We start from the raw sequence: 18,758 nt of genomic DNA on the forward strand, positions 1-18,758 counted from the left end.
TAATAATTTAACCATCACATAGGATGATAAAAATGGAAAAAAAATCCAATCTACCTAATGCAAAATCCAATATGGAAAATATCAAATCAAATGGCCCATCAGCAGATGATTTAAAAAGGCGCTTTAAAGAAGGCAGTATTCCATTACAGACCGATTATGCCGATCTGATTAATATTGCTGATATAGGTCGTCGAGCGGTTAGTAAAGCGCCCGGTCAAACGGATAACCCAAATTCAGCCCTGAAACTGAATAATGACGGTGCACTAGCGGTAAAAATTAACGACAACGGTGGTTTAAAGGCAGATGAGAATGGATTAAGTGTAAAAATCAAGAATAAAAGCCTGTTAGCTGATAATAGCGGATTAGCAGTCAATACCGGCAGAGGATTGAGAATTAACAACGATAAGCTTGAAGTCGATAATCATCACGGTATTGAAATAGTTAATGAAGGGGTAAAAGTTAAAGCTGGTGAAGGTATTAAAGTAGACAGTAACGGTGTCAGTTTAAAAATGGGAAAACCTATCAATGTAGCCTATTCTCCATTAATATTAGAACCCAAAAATGATGTTTTATCTGTACAACTTGGTAATGGCCTGATTGATAGAGACAATGGAATATCAATTTGCCATGGTAATGGTATTGATGCAGGTTACGATTATGTGGCTGTCAAAGCAGGTAACGGTATCACCGTTAATTCAAACGGTGTCAGTATTGATCCCAATAAAGTACTCCCCAGAGGAATGATTGTGATGTTTTCTGGTGATAGCGCTCCTACAGGTTGGGCTTTTTGTGATGGTAGCAATGGAACCCCAGACTTAAGAAGTCGTTTTGTGATGTGTGGAAATAACTTTTATGATAAAGGAAACAGCTATAAAGCCAATGGTAATGGTAATGGAAAATACTTTTACAAAGATACAACATCAACTCAAGTTTCTGTCACTGTTAATGTGCAAAATACAGCATTAACAGAATCACAAATACCTAGCCATAAACATATTGGAGGTATGGGTTATTGGACTAGTAATGGAATGAAAAATGATGGCAGCTATTACAGCAATTATATTGATCATATACGTAATGATCTAAATAGCGTAATGGAATCAGCCAATGGCGCGTATTACGCATACACATCAGGCACAGGCGAAGGACAAGGACATAATCACCAGGCAACAGCATCATCCCCTTCACATCATCATAGCGTTGATGTAATTCCGCCTTATTACTTATTAGCCTTTATTATGAAACTTTAATTCTACTCTACAAATACAGACTTAAATTACCTATTATTTACGCATTACCAAGGAAATATTAATATGACTTCGGAGCCAAATCTGTTAAATCGGATTACCATTACTATTGCAGCTAATAATCAACAGGTAGCTAAGAAAATATTGCATGGCTCCGTGCTTAATCAGACCAATATAAATCAATTACTCAACTCATACTTTGATGAATATAAGATTCATAAGAACATCTCTTTAGAGATATTAACCCTAAATCTTGGTGAAATAAGTTTCAATGACTTTAATTCATTATTCCCTGCTCGCCTCAAGGTGGAGCTGAATAAAACACTTAGCCAATATCAGATAAATAACCATCATGAAGAAACTCTACTGAATAATCCAACATCTAATAAATTCACCGATAACTCTTCCGCATTTTGCGATAATAACTTAATTGATACGGAGGATTTTATTCACTCTTTATATCAACAAGATGCCCAACCCAATACACTGGAGACAATAACACATAATAAAAACATTAATAAACTTATTCACCAATTAACACAAATAGAGAGCAGATGGATATTGCTACTGGCAAAAAGCTGCCTGTCTGAACATGGTCTACAACGACTTTTAGCTATCAAACAACCCACTTTATTAATTGCCATTAACCGCAAATTAGCCGAAAAAACAAACAAACCACAACATCAGGAGGAGCTTGTCTCCTCCGGGCAACTAATACTCAATGCACTGGAATATCTACAGCGGCATAATATTCAGGAGATACCTAAACCCGATGCGAAAATCATTTCACGTATTACCACTGAACTTAATAACGGCGTACTTAATGCCACATCTTTTATTAAATTATTTCGCCAAGCTATGAACCACAATACGCCATTAAATAGTTGGCTAAAGCAACTCTGGCAAACCGTTTATGTTTCACGGCTTTGCCAAAAACATCTGTCGATTGAGGAATACCAATATCTATTGGCATGCTTTATGCCAAATCATATAGATAAAAATATACCCGATAAACAATCAGCCATAAATAACGTTAATTTTTCAGATGTTCAGCAACATCAACCTCTGGTAAATCAGAAAGTTATTACCGAAGATCAGAAAATACTATCAGCATCAAACTCTCCATGCCAAGTCAATAATGCCGGGATATTAATTCTCTGGCCGATGCTACCCGCATTGTTTAATCAACTTGGCCTACTTGAGGGGAAAAAATTTATCCATCGTCAAGCCCAATACCATGCTGTTAATTTCCTTGACTATCTAATTTGGGGAACAGAAGAAACACCGGCAGAATGTAAGAGGCTCAATAACGTCCTGTGCGGACTCATGATCAATGAAAATACCGAATCAATCTCTGTTGAACCAGAGAAGCAATTGATAACAGAGCAATGGCTGGATACCGTTATTACTCAACTTCCCGGTTGGAAAAAATTAAGCCGCAATGACGTCCGCCAATTGTTCTTACAACGACCGGGTGAATTATTGGCAAATGAGCAAGAAATCAAAATCACCATCCAGCCACAGCCATTTGATGCATTGCTGACTGAATGGCTGTGGCCATTAAATATCGCCAAACTTCCTTGGTTGGATCGCTCTTTATTAATCGACTGGAAAAATATTTAACAGGTTTATATGAACGCTTTACTTAAAAATAACCATGATATGGTGACAGAATTACACTGGATTTACCCCCATCTGGAACGTATTGATCTGCAATTACAACATTACTATTACCAAAATAGAGAAAAATATGATTATTTACCGGAGAGTTTTCTGCTTACCGAAGATGAATTAAACCAGCGGCTGGAAAAACCACAAGGCATTCCGCATTGGGTCACCAAACAGGATGATATTATTAATTTCCCTGAAATCGAAGAAACCCCCAATGCATTATCACAATTAGTTTCACGTTTTGATCTCACTGAATTTGAACGGGATGTTTTATTATTAGGTTTATTACCGCATTTCGATAACCGTTATCACGCGTTATTTGCTGCTCTGCACGGTAATAGTCAAAAACAGTGGCCTGATTTTGCCTTAGCCATTGAATTATTTAGCCAACGTCAAAGTGATCGGCAATTACGACAAAACAGCCTTCTACCGCAAACACCATTAATCAGTCATCAACTATTACGGCTTAATAACCACGAAGAATCTATTTGGTTACAAACCCAATTTCTAACTCACAGCGCTGTCTGGCATTTCTTATCAGGCCAACGGGTTATTTTACCTCCCTTGACAACTTGTGCTTATTGGCATGCTTCTGCCACACGCGGTTGGTATCCACAATCTCTTTACCGTTCACTTGAAAAGATATTATTAAATAAAACCGATGAAGTTCGCCCGCTGGTAATACTCAGAGGAAAACAAGATAGCGCTAGAGAATTAGCGGTAAGCAATATGATGGCGTTTCATGATATCAGTAGCTTAACGCTGGATTTAGCCCAACTGCCGGAGGAAAATAACCCTAATTTACTGATAGATGCAGTACGGGAAGTCCGGTTACATGATGCTTGCTTATTAATTCGCAATTTTTCTTTGCTTAAATATGAAAAGAAAATATTACACAAGGAATTCTCCACGTTATTGAACCAAGCAAAATTACGCGTGGTTTGTCTGGCAGAACCACAAGATTCATTAATGTGGATTAAACATTTACCAATAGTGCAAATTAATATGCCAGCCCTCACGCTGGCAGATAAAAAAACCATGCTGGAAGCCAGTTTACCAGATAAGATAATTCAGAAAATAAATATCCCTCAATTATGTCAACGTTTTTCATTTACCGCAGAAACATTACCGATAATTCTTAAAGAAGCACATCAATACCAAATACTCCGACAATCGGAAGGTCAATTGGAAGAAACCGATCTGCGTACAGCATTAAGTTTCCGCGCTCAACAGAATTTCGGTAAATTAGCGCAACGAATAACCCCCAAACGCAGCCTTAATGATTTGGTTATTTCAGACGCATTAGCGCAACAATTAAGAGAAATTATTGCCGCCATTCATTACCGTGACCAGATTCTGAGTACTGGCTTTCAGGAAAAAATCGGTTATGGTACCGGTATTAGTGCGCTATTTTATGGCGAATCCGGTACCGGCAAAACCATGGCCGCCGAAGTGATTGCTGATCATCTTGGCGTTGATCTGATTAAAGTCGATCTCTCTACCGTGGTGAATAAATATATTGGCGAAACGGAAAAAAATATCTCCCGTATTTTCGATCTGGCCGAAGCAGATTCCGGTGTACTGTTTTTCGATGAAGCGGATGCGCTATTTGGCAAGCGTAGTGAAACCAAAGATGCTCAAGACAGACATGCTAATATTGAAGTTTCTTACTTATTACAGCGATTAGAAAATTATCCGGGATTAGTGATTTTAGCCACCAATAATCGTAGCCATTTAGACAGCGCCTTTAATCGCCGTTTTACCTTTATTACCCGTTTTGCTTATCCCGACGAAATGTTACGTAAAAAAATGTGGCAAGTCATTTGGCCAGAACAAATTAAATTATCCGATACCATTGATTTTACCCATCTGGCTAAACGCGCTGATTTAACCGGGGCTAATATCAGAAATATTGCACTATTAGCCTCAATGTTAGCGAAAAATGACCATTGTGAACAAATCGAAAATAAACATATCAATCGAGCGGTTACACTCGAATTAAATAAAACTGGCCGATTGGTTTTTTAAATACTCAATAGGATAAACATAAATATGACAACCCTAATTGCTTCTAACAACGCGATTATTGAAGTAAATAATGCATTAAATACTGTTTTATCCCAGTATTTAAATACCAATGGCAATAAAATTGATATCCGTTTCGATCTGCCCGAAATTAATTCCATTCAAGCGGAACCGACGGTCAGTGTATTTCTTTATGACATCAATGAAGATTTACAATTACGTTCCGCCGAACCAAGACGTTATAACCCGGCAACCAGCACATTATTACCGGGATGGGTCAATATCAATTGTCACTATTTAATTACTTATTGGGACGCTAATAAACCCTCGAGTGATAGCTCCAGCCCGGATAGCCGCCCCAATAATCAAGCGGCACAAGTGATGACACGGATTTTAAATGCATTAATTAACAACCGTCAATTAACCGGCATTCCCGGTGCCTATACTCGAATTATTCCCCAACAGGAGAATTTAAATAGCTTGGGTAATTTCTGGCAAGCTCTCGGTAATCGCCCTCGCCTCTCTCTAATGTATTCAATTACCGTACCCATGAAACTGCAAAATATTAAAGACAATATTACCCCAATTCACCAAATTTCCGCGTCTGTAGATCAGAAACCCAACCTAAATAATTCACAAATCAATCAAGCTCTGGTAGATAAATTATGTGCCGATTTAGGTGGTACAGAAGATGCTCGTCTTGCTTTGGCTAAAGTTAATCTGGTAACAGAACCCGACACAGAAAATAACCAAAATCAAGAAAATAACAGCATTATTGTTGAAGTTTCCGGTATTACCAACACAGCTTATTTAACACAAATAAAAGATACACTTAAAAAATGGAAAAACAGTCAAGAGATTATCATTAAGATAAATGGTTTTGATATTATTGTTTCTAAAGAAAATTCTGACAGGTTAATTGGGGTTCAAAATAAAACCTATATTAATACAACAAATAATCACTCACCTAATAAATAATTATTTATTTTATTTTTCCACGTTAATAATCCATATATTATTTGTGATTCAAAATTCAAAGATAAATTCACATATATACAGGTGGTAATATCATGCCAATAAATAGCCTTATAAAAAAGTTCGAACTTAATACCCAAAAAGATCAAGCTATTGTTTCTCCTGCAAGATCAAACAGTAATAAACAAACTGAGCATCTTGAATTAAATACACCTAAAAATAGAGGAGATAGAAAAGACTTAAATGCACAAACCACCCCAAATCAACAGTACACCAGAAAGCCGGAAACTGAACTAAAGAATGATGATAATAAAAAGAAATTACAGGAACATACACCAGATTTGGAGGTAAAAAAAGAAAGTTCAGTAACACCGAATACCCGTAATAATCTAAATGAAAAAGTCAAAGCTGAAGATATTTTCAACCGATTTAAAAGTAAATTTGATCCTTATGACAGAGAATTACCCTTCGACATAATGAATAAAATAACCAATAATGAAATAAAATTTTCTTCTGAAAAAACGAAAGATGATTATTTAGCTAAAGTAAAAGACAAGAAATTCACACTGAGACATTATACTTCCGGAAATGGGCAAGAAAAACCTACATTTGATGAGATTAGCTCAAACTTTAATTTGGTAAATAAGGGAATAAAAACATTAAATCGTACTCAAGGAAGTAACACCAATGAAGATGATTGGAACCGTTTAGGAAATACGGCGTTTACTTTCTACTTGCTAGCAATAGATGGAGAAGTATCCAATAGAAAGTTCTTATCTAATACAACTCATTTTGCAGAAATTAATATAGAAGATTCAGAAGAACTTAAAGAACTTGGCTTAGATCAAGCTGAATTCTTTGCTTCTCCTGATTTACTGCACGAAAAAAATCTTTCACAAGCCCCTGCTGTAAAAGGAAAACTGTCTGATTTGAAATCATTATTATTAAAACGATCTGGCATAAGTTCAGTTCAATTAGGGCGTTTAGATGCGAAAGCAATTTTAAAAAGCATAGACAATGAATTTGGCAATAGTCTCGAAATCAAAATCCCAGGGAATGTTAAAGTGAACAAATGGAATAAAATTTAAAAGTAAATATATAATCACTAACATTGATATTACATTAATATTTTTATTATCAGAGGTGATAATATTCCGACAAATAAATACAGTAAAAATAAAAATCCAGAGGAAACCAAACAAATTGTAGGTCTTAATCCAAGTGATCCGGGGAAAAAACCATTCCAGAAGATTTCTTACAAATAATTAACAGGTAATAAAATAATATGCCAAACAACAAATACTGTGAAAAAGTTAATCACTCAGGAAATAGAGCAGAAGAATGCTCAATACATTCTAACCAATATAATACGATGAATAGCTGCACATTGGGATTAGGATTGGATTTACAGTTAAAGAAAAAACTAAGAACAGGGAATGAACGAAATATAAAAGGTGCACAATCTTTTATTCCATCCCCCTCGAAACAAAAACAATATAGCGCCAGTTCCATAGCAATGTCTGATATATTAAGTGAAAACGCACTGACTTCACAACCGATTATTACCGATTTAATTAATCCGCAAAAAATAGAAATGTCAGATGGAGTAAAAAAGATTTTGAATAACAAAGAAGGAGGCGGAGATTTGGTATTCAAGGCACTACAAATTAAACCATCGGATAAAACTCTGCCATTCAACGCATTAAAAGTTGTCGATACCTATCAAGAAGAAATGCCGGATAAAGACATGTCTATTTCAGCTTATTGGGCCCCACAAGGAGGATATGTTGATATCCCGGCCCAACCCGATCTCAGTCGCCATCGACAATATGTACTTACCCCAGGCTTCAGTGGATGTTCATTTGTGGTCGACAAAATGAATGAAGACACTCTCCGGGTTCGGCACGTACAAGGTGGTCAAGAAGACGTTGAATATAATAACCAGAATATTGATCACGGAATGGGTATGATTACGGCAATGGAATTCCGCGATTATGGATATCACGAGGCTGATGGCAAAGTTATAGAAAATATCTATGGTTTTGCATTCTTAAAATTTAACCAAGAGGAAAAACAGTGGCAACTTCACTATCAAAAAATAGCAGCAGCCCCTAATATCATAAATATAAAACCTAATCGATGGTTATTCAGTAGGCCTTCAATTGAAGCCGACACCTTTACCTCTAAAGATATGAAAGTTTCTGGGTATACTAAGAAAAACATCTAATAAAATGAGTCTTTCTGGATTTTCTTCTAAAATAAAGAGAGAAAAATTAATCTTGCTGCTCACAATCAGAGCCGGTACATAAACTTGTATCATCACCTGTTTTTGATATACCCGTTATCTTTCAAGTTGCCTCTTTGTTGGCTGCACTCGCTCACCCCGGTCACATAGTTCGCTATGCTCCCGGGGATTCACTCCCTTACCGTCGCGATGCATCTTGAAATCTACTGGGTATATATTTGATTTATCAACTAAAACAGGTGAAATGATGGACTAAAAATAGTTACAGTCTCTGGTTACCGAGCTGGCTAAAACCCTTAACGACCTCAATCAACTCACCAGGTTCCTTAAAAAACTGACCGCTTAAATCGCTACCTTTAAATAAAAAGACAATTACACAAATCGTAAACAGGATCCACAATCATTTCATCCTACCAAATCAGGGAAAATATCTTAGCCGTAGCAATGCTGAACCCTATTTTCCCATTCCCAATAATAATTTATCTTTGAAATCCACCTATTTTATTATTTTTCTGATTAGTCAGATTGTTATTGTGACAAAATGTTTACTAAAAAAATAAGACATATCTGAAAATGCATTTTAATTAAAATATCCAGTTTGTAATTCACCCATTAAATACAGGCAGTTAAATAAAAAAATGAAAATATACAGCATTGTGCTGTAGGGTAAGACTATTGAATTAAATATAGACTATTAATATAATTATTTACTCACAAATATCATTCTTGCTCAAAACAAATAGGTGACAATATGGAAAATGAATCTAACAAAGATGAAAAGCAAAAAGAAAGCTCATCACAAACTGATAATTTGGCTCCTACTAACCGTACATTGACAATAAGTGAACGTATAAAAGCATTGAATGCACAAGGATTATCCGACACCAAAAAATCGACTTCCCAATTTGCGATGCCCTCTTCATCAAGCAGCGCTTCTATAAATACTAATAAACCCGAACCAAAACCAAAACCAAAATCATTACAGGGAAAAAAACTTCCCGTTATTACAACTGCGGAAAGTTCAACATCAGCAACTAATCAATCAACGTCTTCCACTATAGATTCTGAGACATTATTAACATCAAGTTTTAATGACATAACATCTTCAACTTTATCCGTTGGCAAACATGAGTTAGAACTGACAGATCAAAAAGATGTCATTATTTTTAGAGGAGATAATCGGGATCCTGAAAAAATCGTAGCAGCAGGTGGATTTTATCCATGGTCAAAAAAGCATGTTACCGAGGTTAAGAATGCATTGACGGATGCATTTATTAGTGATGGACCATCAGCGCATATGGTAGGACATGTCAGGAGTCCAAATCAGAACTATGTATCCACAGGAATAAATACAGATTGTGGTGGATATGGCGGACACACTGCCTACCTATACAAGATGGAAATTCCCAGGCTAAGACCGCAGGAGATGAATCAAGAAACTATTGGCCAGAAAATTAGACAAGATAAAAGAGGAATTAATTATCCCGAATTTCTGATGAGCCACCAGACTCTTCAACAATCAGAATTCGTAGCAATGATACCCGCGTGTACAGAAGAACTGACATTTATTACCCCGATTCCCCTGAATTATATTACTTCATACAAAAAGAAAGGCACAAACACCTGGCATAAAATGCCTGGTGCAAAGGAATAAAACAGATTAATCCGTCTTGATATGTCGTATTTCGTATAATGTTTTTTTCGTATCAATAACACCTAACCAATGGGTGACCAATAACTAATACAACATCAAGCCAGACCAAATAATTTTTGCGCCACCTGTGGCGCACTCTCTTTTATTTTCTCTATCCATGTATATACCCAATAGTGAAGTACTAGGAAAAACAAAATAATAGACGTTTTTCTTCTATTTCAAATGTAAATAATAAAGGAAAAAACCATGGCTACAACTCCAGCACAAATCGTTGTTGACTATCCCATTCCTACTTATCGGTTTGTTGTCTCGGTTGGTGACGAACAAATCCCCTTTAACAACGTTTCCGGGCTAGATATTTCTCATGAAGTCATCGAATATAAAGATGGCACCGGTAATTACTACAAAATGCCGGGCCAACGTCAATCGATCAATCTTACCCTACGTAAAGGGGTCTTCTCTGGCAATACTAAGCTTTTTGACTGGATTAATTCTATTCAACTTAATCAAGTTGAGAAAAAAGATATTGCCATTAGCCTGACCAACGAAGCCGGTACCGAAATTCTGATGACCTAGAATGTAACAAATGCTTTCCCAACGTCATTCACCTCCCCCTCTTTTGATGCCGCCAGCAATGATATTGCCGTTCAAGAAATCGCACTGGTCGCAGATCGGGTTACCATTCAAGCACCTTAATAGATCCACAATAACAATCTATCCCGATGTTTATATTGCAGAAGATAATCATCTGACATAGCCAATTATCCATGTGCTAACACATGATGATCAATATTGGCATGGCTCATCACGGCCGAATTCATCATCCTACTGTTTGCGCAAAATATCGCACAATAATGGGAGGCAGCATGCCGACAACACCGACCTATCCCGGCGTCTATATTGAAGAAAATGCGTCATTATCGCTCTCTATCAGCCACGGGAACACCGCAATACCTGTTTTTATTGGCCGCTTCCAGCCTAAAAAAACCAGCTCACCCCTAAAAGCGATACGCGTTAGTAGCTGGCTGGATTTTACGAATCTGTTTAATGTCGGTTGTATTACGTCAATCGCCATCACATCGACTAAACCCACTCCGCCGCCGCCTCCCTCTCCTCCTTCCGCGAACGTTGAAAGTGATACAGCGACTGTTGCTACAACCGATATCGCTCTTAACGCGGGTGATACAGGCTCCGGTTACACTTACGCTGTGACTGTCGGTACCTACACAATAAGTAGTGATGCGGTAAAACTGTATTTTCAAAATGGCGGTGGACCTTGTTATATCCTGCCGGTTGCTAAACCATTCCTGCCAGCGCAGTGATGGCAGGCGTGTATTGTGCTACTGACGCCAGCCGTGGCATCTGGGAAGCCCCGGCGAATGTCGTACTAAGCGGAATTAGTGATGTCACTGAACGGCTCAATGACGATGAACAAGGCGCTATGAATCAACAGGGCATCAATGCCATCCGCTACTTCAACCATCGGGGATTTGTGGTGTGGGGCGCACGCACTCTGAAAAATGATGACAACTGGCGCTACATTCCGGTACGGCGTCTCTTTAATAGCGCAGAGCGAGATATCAAACAAACGATGCAATCCGTTGTCTTTGAACCCAATAACGCCATCACCTGGATGAAGTTTAAAGGCCAGACCTATAACTGGTTGCGCCAATTATGGTTAAACGGCGGGCTACGAGGCACCCAAGAAGATCAGGCGTTCAAAGTGTTATTGGGTGTGGGTGAATCAATGAGTGAAGCCGATATCCGGGCCGGAAAAATGATCATCAGAATCAGCCTCGCGGTCTTAATTCCCGCCGAATTTATTGAGCTAAACCTGACATTTGATACCCGTACCGGTACCCCCGCTAAGTTAAACAGAGGCAACATATGAGCAACCTCTACACCCCGGCAGTGTCACACCGTTTTATCGCCAGTTTTCTGTTTAACAACATTCCCAGTCCACTGGATATCGCCTTTCAACGGATATCGGGCCTGAGCCGTGAGTTACAAACGATCCAACACAGCCAAGGCGGGGAAAATGCCAGAAATACCTGGCTGGCCGAAAAAATCCAACATGGCAGTCTGATGTTGGAGCGTGGCGTGATGACGATGACACCACTCACGCTGGTGTTTGATCGTGTCCTGCGTGGCGAAAAAGCGGTCTATGCCGATGTCGTGATTATGTTACTGAATGAAAATTCGTTACCCGTGGCAAGTTGGACATTAAGCAACGCGCTACCGGTACGCTGGTCCACCGGCGACTTTGACGCCAATAGCAATACCGTTTTGGTGAACTCACTGGAGTTGCGTTATCAAGATATGCGCTGGTTAGGAGTAAAAGTATGACCATCGAAATTAAGGAGCTGATTATTCGAGCTAAAGTGACTGATGCCGAGAGTCATCCCATTACACCACAGACATTAGCCCAAGAGACGCTGGATAACGCCCGTCTGATCGAGATAGTCAAACGGGAAGTGTTAGAGGCGTTGCGTGAAACAGGAGGCTATTATGAGCTTAATTGAACGCAGCCTGTCCAAACTCACCCTGACCGCCTTTAAAGACCGGGAAGGAAAGATCTCGGTAGGCAGCTTACAGGCGATGTATAACCCCGATGGGATTCAGCTCAATTATCAAACCCACTACCAACAGGATGAAAGCGTTAATAGTGCCAGCCAAAGCAGCCGCTATGTGCTATCACAACCCGCCGGTTTGACATTAGTCCTGCTATTTGACGCGACTATGCCGGGCAACAACATCCCGGTAGAAACCCAACTAGCAACCTTGAAAGCTTTGTGTACGGTGGATGCCAGCACCAACGTGCCCCACTTCCTCAAAATCAAATGGGGCAAAATGCGTTGGGAAAACAAAGGTTATTTCGCCTGCCGGGCTAGTGATCTCACCATCAATTACACCCTATTTGACCGGGACGCTACGCCACTGCGAGCCCGCGCCACTTTATCGCTGATCGCGGACGAAAGCTTTGTTATTCAAGCCACTGAACAGCAGTTAAAATCACCGCCGATCACCGCAGTCAGCGTGACCGATATGCTCTCTCTGCCGTTAATCGCCTTAGGTGCCGGGGCTTCTCTGGCAGGCGGCATTGATTACCTCACCCTCGCTTGGCAAAACAATCTGGATAATCTTGATGATTTCACCCCGGGGCAAACACTACAGGCACGGGGGGATGCATGAAGATACCGGAGATAGACGTTAACATAGCGGGAAAAACCCTCAGCCAGTTTTCTGTGATGAGTCTGACCGTAAACCACCAAATCAACGGTATCCCCACAGCCAATATCACGCTTAGCGTAGCCGGTGACGCCAACGCGATTTTTGCCGCCAAAGCGCAAGCTGAACTCACAAGCTGTCGGCCCAATCAAGAACTGATCGTGAGACTGCAAAAAAAGGGGATCATTGTTCGGCAAGCGCTTAAGTTCAAAGGTCAGGACAGTCTGGTTACTCTAACGGCGAAACATCCACTGCAAAAACTCACTGACAATTTCCATTCACAGTTATTCAGTCAACAAAGTGATGAAACCATTATCAGAAAACTATTCAGTCAAGCAGGGATACCTGTCACGATAAAACAGGCGCCTCAGCTTAAAACTGAACATGAGCAGATGGTGCAGTTTCGCTGTCATGACTGGAAATTCTTAAAAAACCGGCTTGCCGCCACCAATATCTGGTTATTACCCGGTAACGAGACGGTCAAGCTGGCGACGCCAGAATCACTTAATCAATCAACCGTGCACACAATTAAACAACGAGCCAACGATCAAGACATTGTGCTGTTTGAGGCGGATCTGCAATGGGATAACCGGCACAATCCCAAAACGGTGAGCGTACAATCCTGGGATATCGCGCAACAAAAACTGTCTCAGGCCACTCAGGCAAAAAACAGTCGGCTTGGCAGTGGTCAACTCGCGCCCGACAGTTTGGCAACCTTATCCGATCAAACATGGCAATGGGTTTTTAGCTATCCGCAAGATAATAAACAAGCCAAATACCTTGCGCAAGGCATCCTGAATAACCTGCGAAGTGATAACGTCTCCGGCAATGTTGAAGTTGCGGGTGATAGCCGCTATCAACCAGGTGATCTGCTGGCACTAAACGGCTTTGGTCAAGGAATGGATGGCAAAGGCATTATCACCGGAGTCAATCAGATAATCCGTCAGCGACAAGGCTGGCGTACTCGGCTAACACTCGGCCTGTTGCCTGAAACGGAACAGGCTGTACCGCCAGTAAGAGAGCTACACATCGGCGTTGTGGAAAAATACCAACAGGATAAGCAGTCACTGGACCGCATTCCGGTCAAGATACCGGCGTTAAATTTAACCAACAGCGTACTTTTTGCCCGCTTGGTTAAACCTTATGCCAGTCATGAAAGCGGATTCTGTTTCTACCCGGAACCGGGGGATGAGGTGATTATCGGTTTCTTTGAATGCGATCCCCGCTTCCCGGTGATATTAGGCGCTATGCACAACCCAAAAAATAAAACACCAATAGAACCCAGTGAAAAAAATCCAATAAAAACCCTGATCATTAAGCAAGGGGATAATCAGCAAGCATTAGTGCTCAATCATCAAGATAAAATCGCCGCTCTTAATAGCGGAAAGCATTCGTTATCACTGCAACAGGATAAAGATATCACGCTAGATTCAGCGAAGAATCTCATCACCAAAGCTCAGGAAATTAACCTACAGGCTGAAAAATCCCTGTCAGCCGCTGGAAAATCCAGCGTCGATATTAAAGGTGCGAAAATTAACTTAACACAATAATAGGACCGCGAGATGACAGACAACATATTAGCCAATATTTATGGTCGGGGTTGGGCCTTTCCGCCACAGTTTTTTATCAAAGATAATACGCATCCAGAAATACCCCCCGGTGTCCAAATGGCAGCAGGGGCAGAGAATGTTCGCCAAAGCATGAAAATTCTTTTTCTCACTGAACCCGGCGAAAGAATTATGCGTGAAGATTACGGCTGTGGCCTGAATGATTATCTATTTGCCAATATCACTGATGCACTGATAGCAAAAATTCAAACTCGCATTGAAGAACGGGTATTGCGCTATGAACCACGCGCGGAAATTACCGAGATTCAGGTCAATCAGAGAGCGGACTTGCCCAATACCCTGCATGTTCAAGTGGCTTACTCCCTGAGAGGCAGCGAAATCAACCAACAAATTGATGGCATCCTTGAGGTCAGCGAAGGCCAGATATGGGTAAACCTATGAATAAACAGTTAGTGGTGGATGGTGACAATCTGCTATTTGAACCGTTATTCGGCAACCGGCAAGTCACGCCTCTGGGGCCAGCAACCATTAGAGGCAGCGGACACGCCCAGATCCAAGGCAAAAAGATCGCCATTGTGGGTGACGAAAAAAAGGTCCTATTTCAGGCGCAATATATTACCCCCAGCCAGCAGGTAAACTATAGATTCAAATAATAGGTGGTGTAAATATGGGACAGGCCGAGTTAGATAATAAACTCTCAGCTATCGTGCCAAATACTGCATTTAAACTTGATGAAAGAAGTACGCTGGATATTTTAAACTGGCTTAAAAAATACGCCGCAATTATTCCTTTCGATCAAGATAAAAAACAGTTCTGGGACAGTTTTTACTTTATTCAGAAAAATAATCCTCAACAATTAGCTGATATTTACCAAAATGTTAATCAAGCCAATGGCCTTTTACCGCCACATCAGGCGTTTATATTGGCTTTTTTAAAACTATTAGAAACCACCAAACGCTTATTAAACACCTTCCCGGCCCGACACCGTGATCTTTATTACCGGGAATTACTGGGACTGAACCCCAGAAACGCCCAAGTAGATAGTGTCGCCGTCAGCGTTACCCTGAATACAGATAACGCGGAATTTCTGGTAACACAAGGCACGCTGTTTGATGCCGGGCAAGATAGCGCCGGTAATTCGTTACAGTATGCGTCAGACGCGGATTTATTGGCGAATCAAGGGGCGCTGACCGACCTGCGTTGGTACCGCAAAGATAAGGATGGCTGGCAATCAGCGATACCCCTTAGCCTTTCGGATAACATGGCATTGCCTGAAAAGGGTATTCAACTTTTTAGCCCAACCGCTAATGATGTGTCGGTTCTATCCGGTTATCTGATTACCTCATCTCTATTTGCGATGTCCGCCGGAGAGCGCCATATCACATTGACGCTGGAAAACGATTGGGAAGGTCAAGCTGAACATCTCACCGCCAAAATTAGTGCAGAATATCACTGGTTATCGTTGTCGGTAAAACTTATCGACAAAAAGAACATTGAACTTGGATTATCATCCACGGCTGATCCTATCAACCCGCCAGATAACCTTGATGGCATGACATTCGACGTACCGGTCTTAAAATTAGGCACCACTCAGAAACCCATACTGCCTAAAATTACCGGTATTGAAATCAATATCAACGGCAACCGTAGTGTGCGCTATGCCTCCGATGGCGGAACTGAACAAACAGATAAAACCAGTTTCCCCTTTGGCCAATTTCCCTCGTTGGGTTCCGGCTTTAATCTGGTTGCCCCTGAATGGTATGGTTCTGAAAACGCGACGCTTACCCTGGCGCCGCAATGGGTTGGCTTGCCCACCAAGAGTTTTAAAGCGTGGTATAAAGGGTACACCCCTGAACCTGATAATAGCGCGTTTAAAGTTCAGGGCTATTTAGTCACGCCTCAGGAAAGAAAGCAGCTCACTGGCATCCCATCGTTATTTGGCGGAACCGATGCACCTCAAGGACAAAGCCTGAGTTTTACCTTACCTGCAATGGACTACGCTGTGACTGATAGTCCATCACCTAATGACTGGCCTGCATCAGTGCGTTGCAAATCACATTCCGCGCTAAAGTCAACACTGAGCGATACACCGTTTATCCCCTGACGCCCAAACCCAAACGCAGAACTCCCTTCATTCGCCAATGACGCACTCTATTTGGGTTTCACCAACGTATTACCGGGACAAACCTTATCCCTATACTGGCAACTGGTCGGTACTCAAGAACTTACGCTATCTTGGTCTTATTTGAATCAGCAAAACACCTGGCGGCCATTAAATCAACGGGTTCACGATCAAACTCACAATCTGTTTGACCGGGGGATATGGAGTACGTTATTGCCACAAGATGCGTCAAATCAAGCAGCCTTGATGCCGGCAGGACGATACTGGCTGAAAGCGGAGATAACTCGACAGACCGCCCCCAAGATTACCCAAGAATGCAAGGCCTACTGTATAACGCCACCACGGCCACGTTAATCAACTCAGAAGCCATTGAAAATGATCACTTTATCAATGGTTTGGTCGCCGATAGTATTAAACAGACCGCCAGCACATCCGCCGCCATTAGCCGTGTAACGCAACCTTGGGCGTCTTGGAATGGTTGGCCGAAAGAAACAGAATCCGCTTTTCTCACACGAATTCCACCCCGGTTGTCCCATCGTAGCCGTGCGTTAAGTTGGGATAACATTGTCACTTTATTAAAAGAACAATTTGTCAGCATATTTGATGTCAAATACCCTTCCGCCAATGAATTAACCAAAATCCCAGCCCCAGAAACGCAACAACTGATTGTCATCCCTGACAGCCGTTACAAAGATAACGATGATGCGCTGCGCCCGATCCTGAACCCGGCCCGACTGGCGGAAATGGCCGACTAGATAAGCCAACTCAGTAGCCCTTGGACCACCCTCAAAATCGACAATCCGACCTACGTTGACGTGCTGATCAGCTATCAACTGGTGTTTGTCGCAGGGATTAATCCCGACTACGGCCGTCATCAGTTACAGCAGGAGCTCAGTCGAAAATATATGCCTTGGGCGGAAGATAGCGCTATCGGCGTCACAACCGGCAACCGTATTGATTACTACCCGTTATTAGCCACCATTCAACAGTCACCTTTGGTTGAACGGGTCACCAGCTTAACGTTGAAAAAATCGTCCCAACCCGCAGGTGCAGTCGGTGACAGCATAGAAGCCGCTGATAATGAAGTACTGATTTTAGTTTGGTCAGAAAAGCGTTCCGCTAATAAAGGAGCAGACAGTGAATAATCAAGATGCCCTGTTTCCCATCGTTAAAGACGATATCGCCTTTGAGGCTTTACTCACTCAAGCCAAGACGGTAGCTGAGCAACAGTCTGGGCAACGCTGGAGCAATACAGAAGAAAACGATCCCGGTATTACCTTATTAGAAGCTTGTTGTTACGGTGCATCTTATCTGGTCTATCGTCATTCACTGCCACTCAGGGATCTGCTTACCCCGGAAAAACAAGAACAGACACCGGACGATGGCATTTTTCCACAGGAATTCGACCCACAACAAATGCTGACCTGTGGCCCAATTGCCGCGGAAGATTATCGCCGCGCCTTACTGGATTTGCATAGCAGCGATAACATTAACGACAAAAGCACGGGTTATTTCTTCTTTAACGATGTACAGCTAGTTCGTGAATCTGAAAGTGAACGTTATCAGTACTGGTATAACAAACAGAAACGTGAATACAGTTTCATTCAGACGCCAGACAGCCAACAGTTAACGCTGAGAGGCAATTACTGGCTTTATCTACTCCCTAGCCGGGAAACTGAGGCCGATAAGGTACTGGCACAGCAAAGTCTGGCGACTTTCTTAAAAAACAACCGTAATCTAGGGGAATCCGTCAGTAAAATTATCTGGCTACAACCCACGGATTTCCTATTACAGCTTAATATTGAGCTGGATGACGATGTGAAAGATATTACTGACATCTTTGCCAAAGTCTATATGACAACCGCACAGACGGTACTGGCAACACCGTTACGTTATACCACTCAAGCCATGAAAGAATTAGGCTACAGCAATGAAGAAATATTCGTATTGATAAAGTGTCAGCGCTGCAAAAACATTAGTTAATAGTGATTCTTCCGCCGACTATGAACTTAAAGCACAGGTA

General features: G+C 41.2%; 15 protein-coding genes and 3 pseudogenes. All 18 read left to right on the forward strand.

Annotated elements, in window-relative coordinates; all coding sequences use genetic code 11:
* Positions 1-32 precede the first annotated feature (32 nt).
* The 18 genes and pseudogenes from ACUN2T_RS16430 (at position 33) to ACUN2T_RS16515 (ending at position 18,718) form a co-directional block, all read left to right on the forward strand.
* Entirely contained in the window at positions 33-1,250 is a 1,218-nt protein-coding gene (locus ACUN2T_RS16430; protein ID WP_445494065.1) for a tail fiber protein, read from the forward strand.
* Positions 1,251-1,313: 63 nt separating this feature from the next.
* Entirely contained in the window at positions 1,314-2,870 is a 1,557-nt protein-coding gene (locus ACUN2T_RS16435) for a contractile injection system tape measure protein (protein ID WP_445494067.1), read from the forward strand.
* Positions 2,871-2,879: 9 nt separating this feature from the next.
* Positions 2,880-4,946, forward strand: coding sequence for an ATP-binding protein (locus ACUN2T_RS16440; RefSeq protein WP_445494069.1), 2,067 nt, complete (start codon positions 2,880-2,882; stop codon positions 4,944-4,946).
* Between the two features lie 24 nt (positions 4,947-4,970).
* Positions 4,971-5,921, forward strand: a complete 951-nt coding sequence (locus ACUN2T_RS16445; protein WP_445494070.1) for a DUF4255 domain-containing protein — start codon at positions 4,971-4,973, stop codon at positions 5,919-5,921.
* Between the two features lie 92 nt (positions 5,922-6,013).
* Positions 6,014-7,006: a hypothetical protein gene (locus ACUN2T_RS16450; RefSeq protein WP_445494071.1), complete on the forward strand. Its 993-nt coding sequence runs from the start codon at positions 6,014-6,016 to the stop codon at positions 7,004-7,006.
* 197 nt (positions 7,007-7,203) lie between these two features.
* Positions 7,204-8,145: a hypothetical protein gene (locus ACUN2T_RS16455; protein WP_445494072.1), complete on the forward strand. Its 942-nt coding sequence runs from the start codon at positions 7,204-7,206 to the stop codon at positions 8,143-8,145.
* A gap of 769 nt (positions 8,146-8,914) precedes the next feature.
* Complete coding sequence (locus ACUN2T_RS16460) at positions 8,915-9,817, forward strand: hypothetical protein (protein ID WP_445494073.1); 903 nt, start codon at positions 8,915-8,917, stop codon at positions 9,815-9,817.
* Positions 9,818-10,063: 246 nt separating this feature from the next.
* Positions 10,064-10,513 (forward strand): annotated as a pseudogene (locus ACUN2T_RS16465) (phage tail protein).
* A gap of 83 nt (positions 10,514-10,596) precedes the next feature.
* Positions 10,597-11,139, forward strand: coding sequence for a hypothetical protein (locus tag ACUN2T_RS16470; RefSeq protein ID WP_445494074.1), 543 nt, complete (start codon positions 10,597-10,599; stop codon positions 11,137-11,139).
* Positions 11,139-11,708, forward strand: a complete 570-nt coding sequence (locus ACUN2T_RS16475) for a phage tail sheath family protein (RefSeq protein WP_445494075.1) — start codon at positions 11,139-11,141, stop codon at positions 11,706-11,708. The genes ACUN2T_RS16470 and ACUN2T_RS16475 overlap by 1 nt, the downstream gene beginning before the upstream one ends.
* Positions 11,705-12,163, forward strand: a complete 459-nt coding sequence (locus tag ACUN2T_RS16480) for a phage tail protein (RefSeq protein WP_445494077.1) — start codon at positions 11,705-11,707, stop codon at positions 12,161-12,163. The genes ACUN2T_RS16475 and ACUN2T_RS16480 overlap by 4 nt, the downstream gene beginning before the upstream one ends.
* Entirely contained in the window at positions 12,160-12,339 is a 180-nt protein-coding gene (locus ACUN2T_RS16485; RefSeq protein ID WP_445494078.1) for a DUF5908 family protein, read from the forward strand. Before ACUN2T_RS16480 ends, ACUN2T_RS16485 begins: the two co-directional genes overlap by 4 nt.
* Entirely contained in the window at positions 12,326-13,009 is a 684-nt protein-coding gene (locus ACUN2T_RS16490; RefSeq protein ID WP_445494080.1) for a CIS tube protein, read from the forward strand. The genes ACUN2T_RS16485 and ACUN2T_RS16490 overlap by 14 nt, the downstream gene beginning before the upstream one ends.
* Complete coding sequence (locus ACUN2T_RS16495; RefSeq protein ID WP_445494081.1) at positions 13,006-14,595, forward strand: phage baseplate assembly protein V; 1,590 nt, start codon at positions 13,006-13,008, stop codon at positions 14,593-14,595. Before ACUN2T_RS16490 ends, ACUN2T_RS16495 begins: the two co-directional genes overlap by 4 nt.
* 12 nt (positions 14,596-14,607) lie before the next feature.
* A complete protein-coding gene (locus ACUN2T_RS16500) occupies positions 14,608-15,054 on the forward strand; it encodes a GPW/gp25 family protein (protein ID WP_445494083.1) in 447 nt (148 codons plus the stop codon).
* A pseudogene (locus ACUN2T_RS16505) lies at positions 15,051-15,248 on the forward strand (hypothetical protein); the annotation flags it as partial. The gene ACUN2T_RS16500 and the pseudogene ACUN2T_RS16505, both read left to right, overlap by 4 nt.
* Positions 15,249-15,280: 32 nt before the next feature.
* A pseudogene (locus ACUN2T_RS16510) lies at positions 15,281-17,880 on the forward strand (hypothetical protein).
* Complete coding sequence (locus ACUN2T_RS16515) at positions 17,873-18,718, forward strand: hypothetical protein (RefSeq protein ID WP_445494084.1); 846 nt, start codon at positions 17,873-17,875, stop codon at positions 18,716-18,718. The pseudogene ACUN2T_RS16510 and the gene ACUN2T_RS16515 overlap by 8 nt, the downstream one beginning before the upstream one ends.
* The last annotated feature ends 40 nt before the right edge of the window (positions 18,719-18,758 follow it).

The sequence above is a fragment of the Photorhabdus machadonis genome (genome assembly GCF_052657765.1).

Coding starts and splice junctions, on each gene's coding strand:
- ACUN2T_RS16430 (WP_445494065.1), top strand. CDS start 33: ATGGAAAAAAAATCCAATCTACCTAATGCAAAATCCAATATGGAAAAT.
- ACUN2T_RS16435 (WP_445494067.1), top strand. CDS start 1,314: ATGACTTCGGAGCCAAATCTGTTAAATCGGATTACCATTACTATTGCA.
- ACUN2T_RS16440 (WP_445494069.1), top strand. CDS start 2,880: ATGAACGCTTTACTTAAAAATAACCATGATATGGTGACAGAATTACAC.
- ACUN2T_RS16445 (WP_445494070.1), top strand. CDS start 4,971: ATGACAACCCTAATTGCTTCTAACAACGCGATTATTGAAGTAAATAAT.
- ACUN2T_RS16450 (WP_445494071.1), top strand. CDS start 6,014: ATGCCAATAAATAGCCTTATAAAAAAGTTCGAACTTAATACCCAAAAA.
- ACUN2T_RS16455 (WP_445494072.1), top strand. CDS start 7,204: ATGCCAAACAACAAATACTGTGAAAAAGTTAATCACTCAGGAAATAGA.
- ACUN2T_RS16460 (WP_445494073.1), top strand. CDS start 8,915: ATGGAAAATGAATCTAACAAAGATGAAAAGCAAAAAGAAAGCTCATCA.
- ACUN2T_RS16470 (WP_445494074.1), top strand. CDS start 10,597: ATGATGATCAATATTGGCATGGCTCATCACGGCCGAATTCATCATCCT.
- ACUN2T_RS16475 (WP_445494075.1), top strand. CDS start 11,139: ATGGCAGGCGTGTATTGTGCTACTGACGCCAGCCGTGGCATCTGGGAA.
- ACUN2T_RS16480 (WP_445494077.1), top strand. CDS start 11,705: ATGAGCAACCTCTACACCCCGGCAGTGTCACACCGTTTTATCGCCAGT.
- ACUN2T_RS16485 (WP_445494078.1), top strand. CDS start 12,160: ATGACCATCGAAATTAAGGAGCTGATTATTCGAGCTAAAGTGACTGAT.
- ACUN2T_RS16490 (WP_445494080.1), top strand. CDS start 12,326: ATGAGCTTAATTGAACGCAGCCTGTCCAAACTCACCCTGACCGCCTTT.
- ACUN2T_RS16495 (WP_445494081.1), top strand. CDS start 13,006: ATGAAGATACCGGAGATAGACGTTAACATAGCGGGAAAAACCCTCAGC.
- ACUN2T_RS16500 (WP_445494083.1), top strand. CDS start 14,608: ATGACAGACAACATATTAGCCAATATTTATGGTCGGGGTTGGGCCTTT.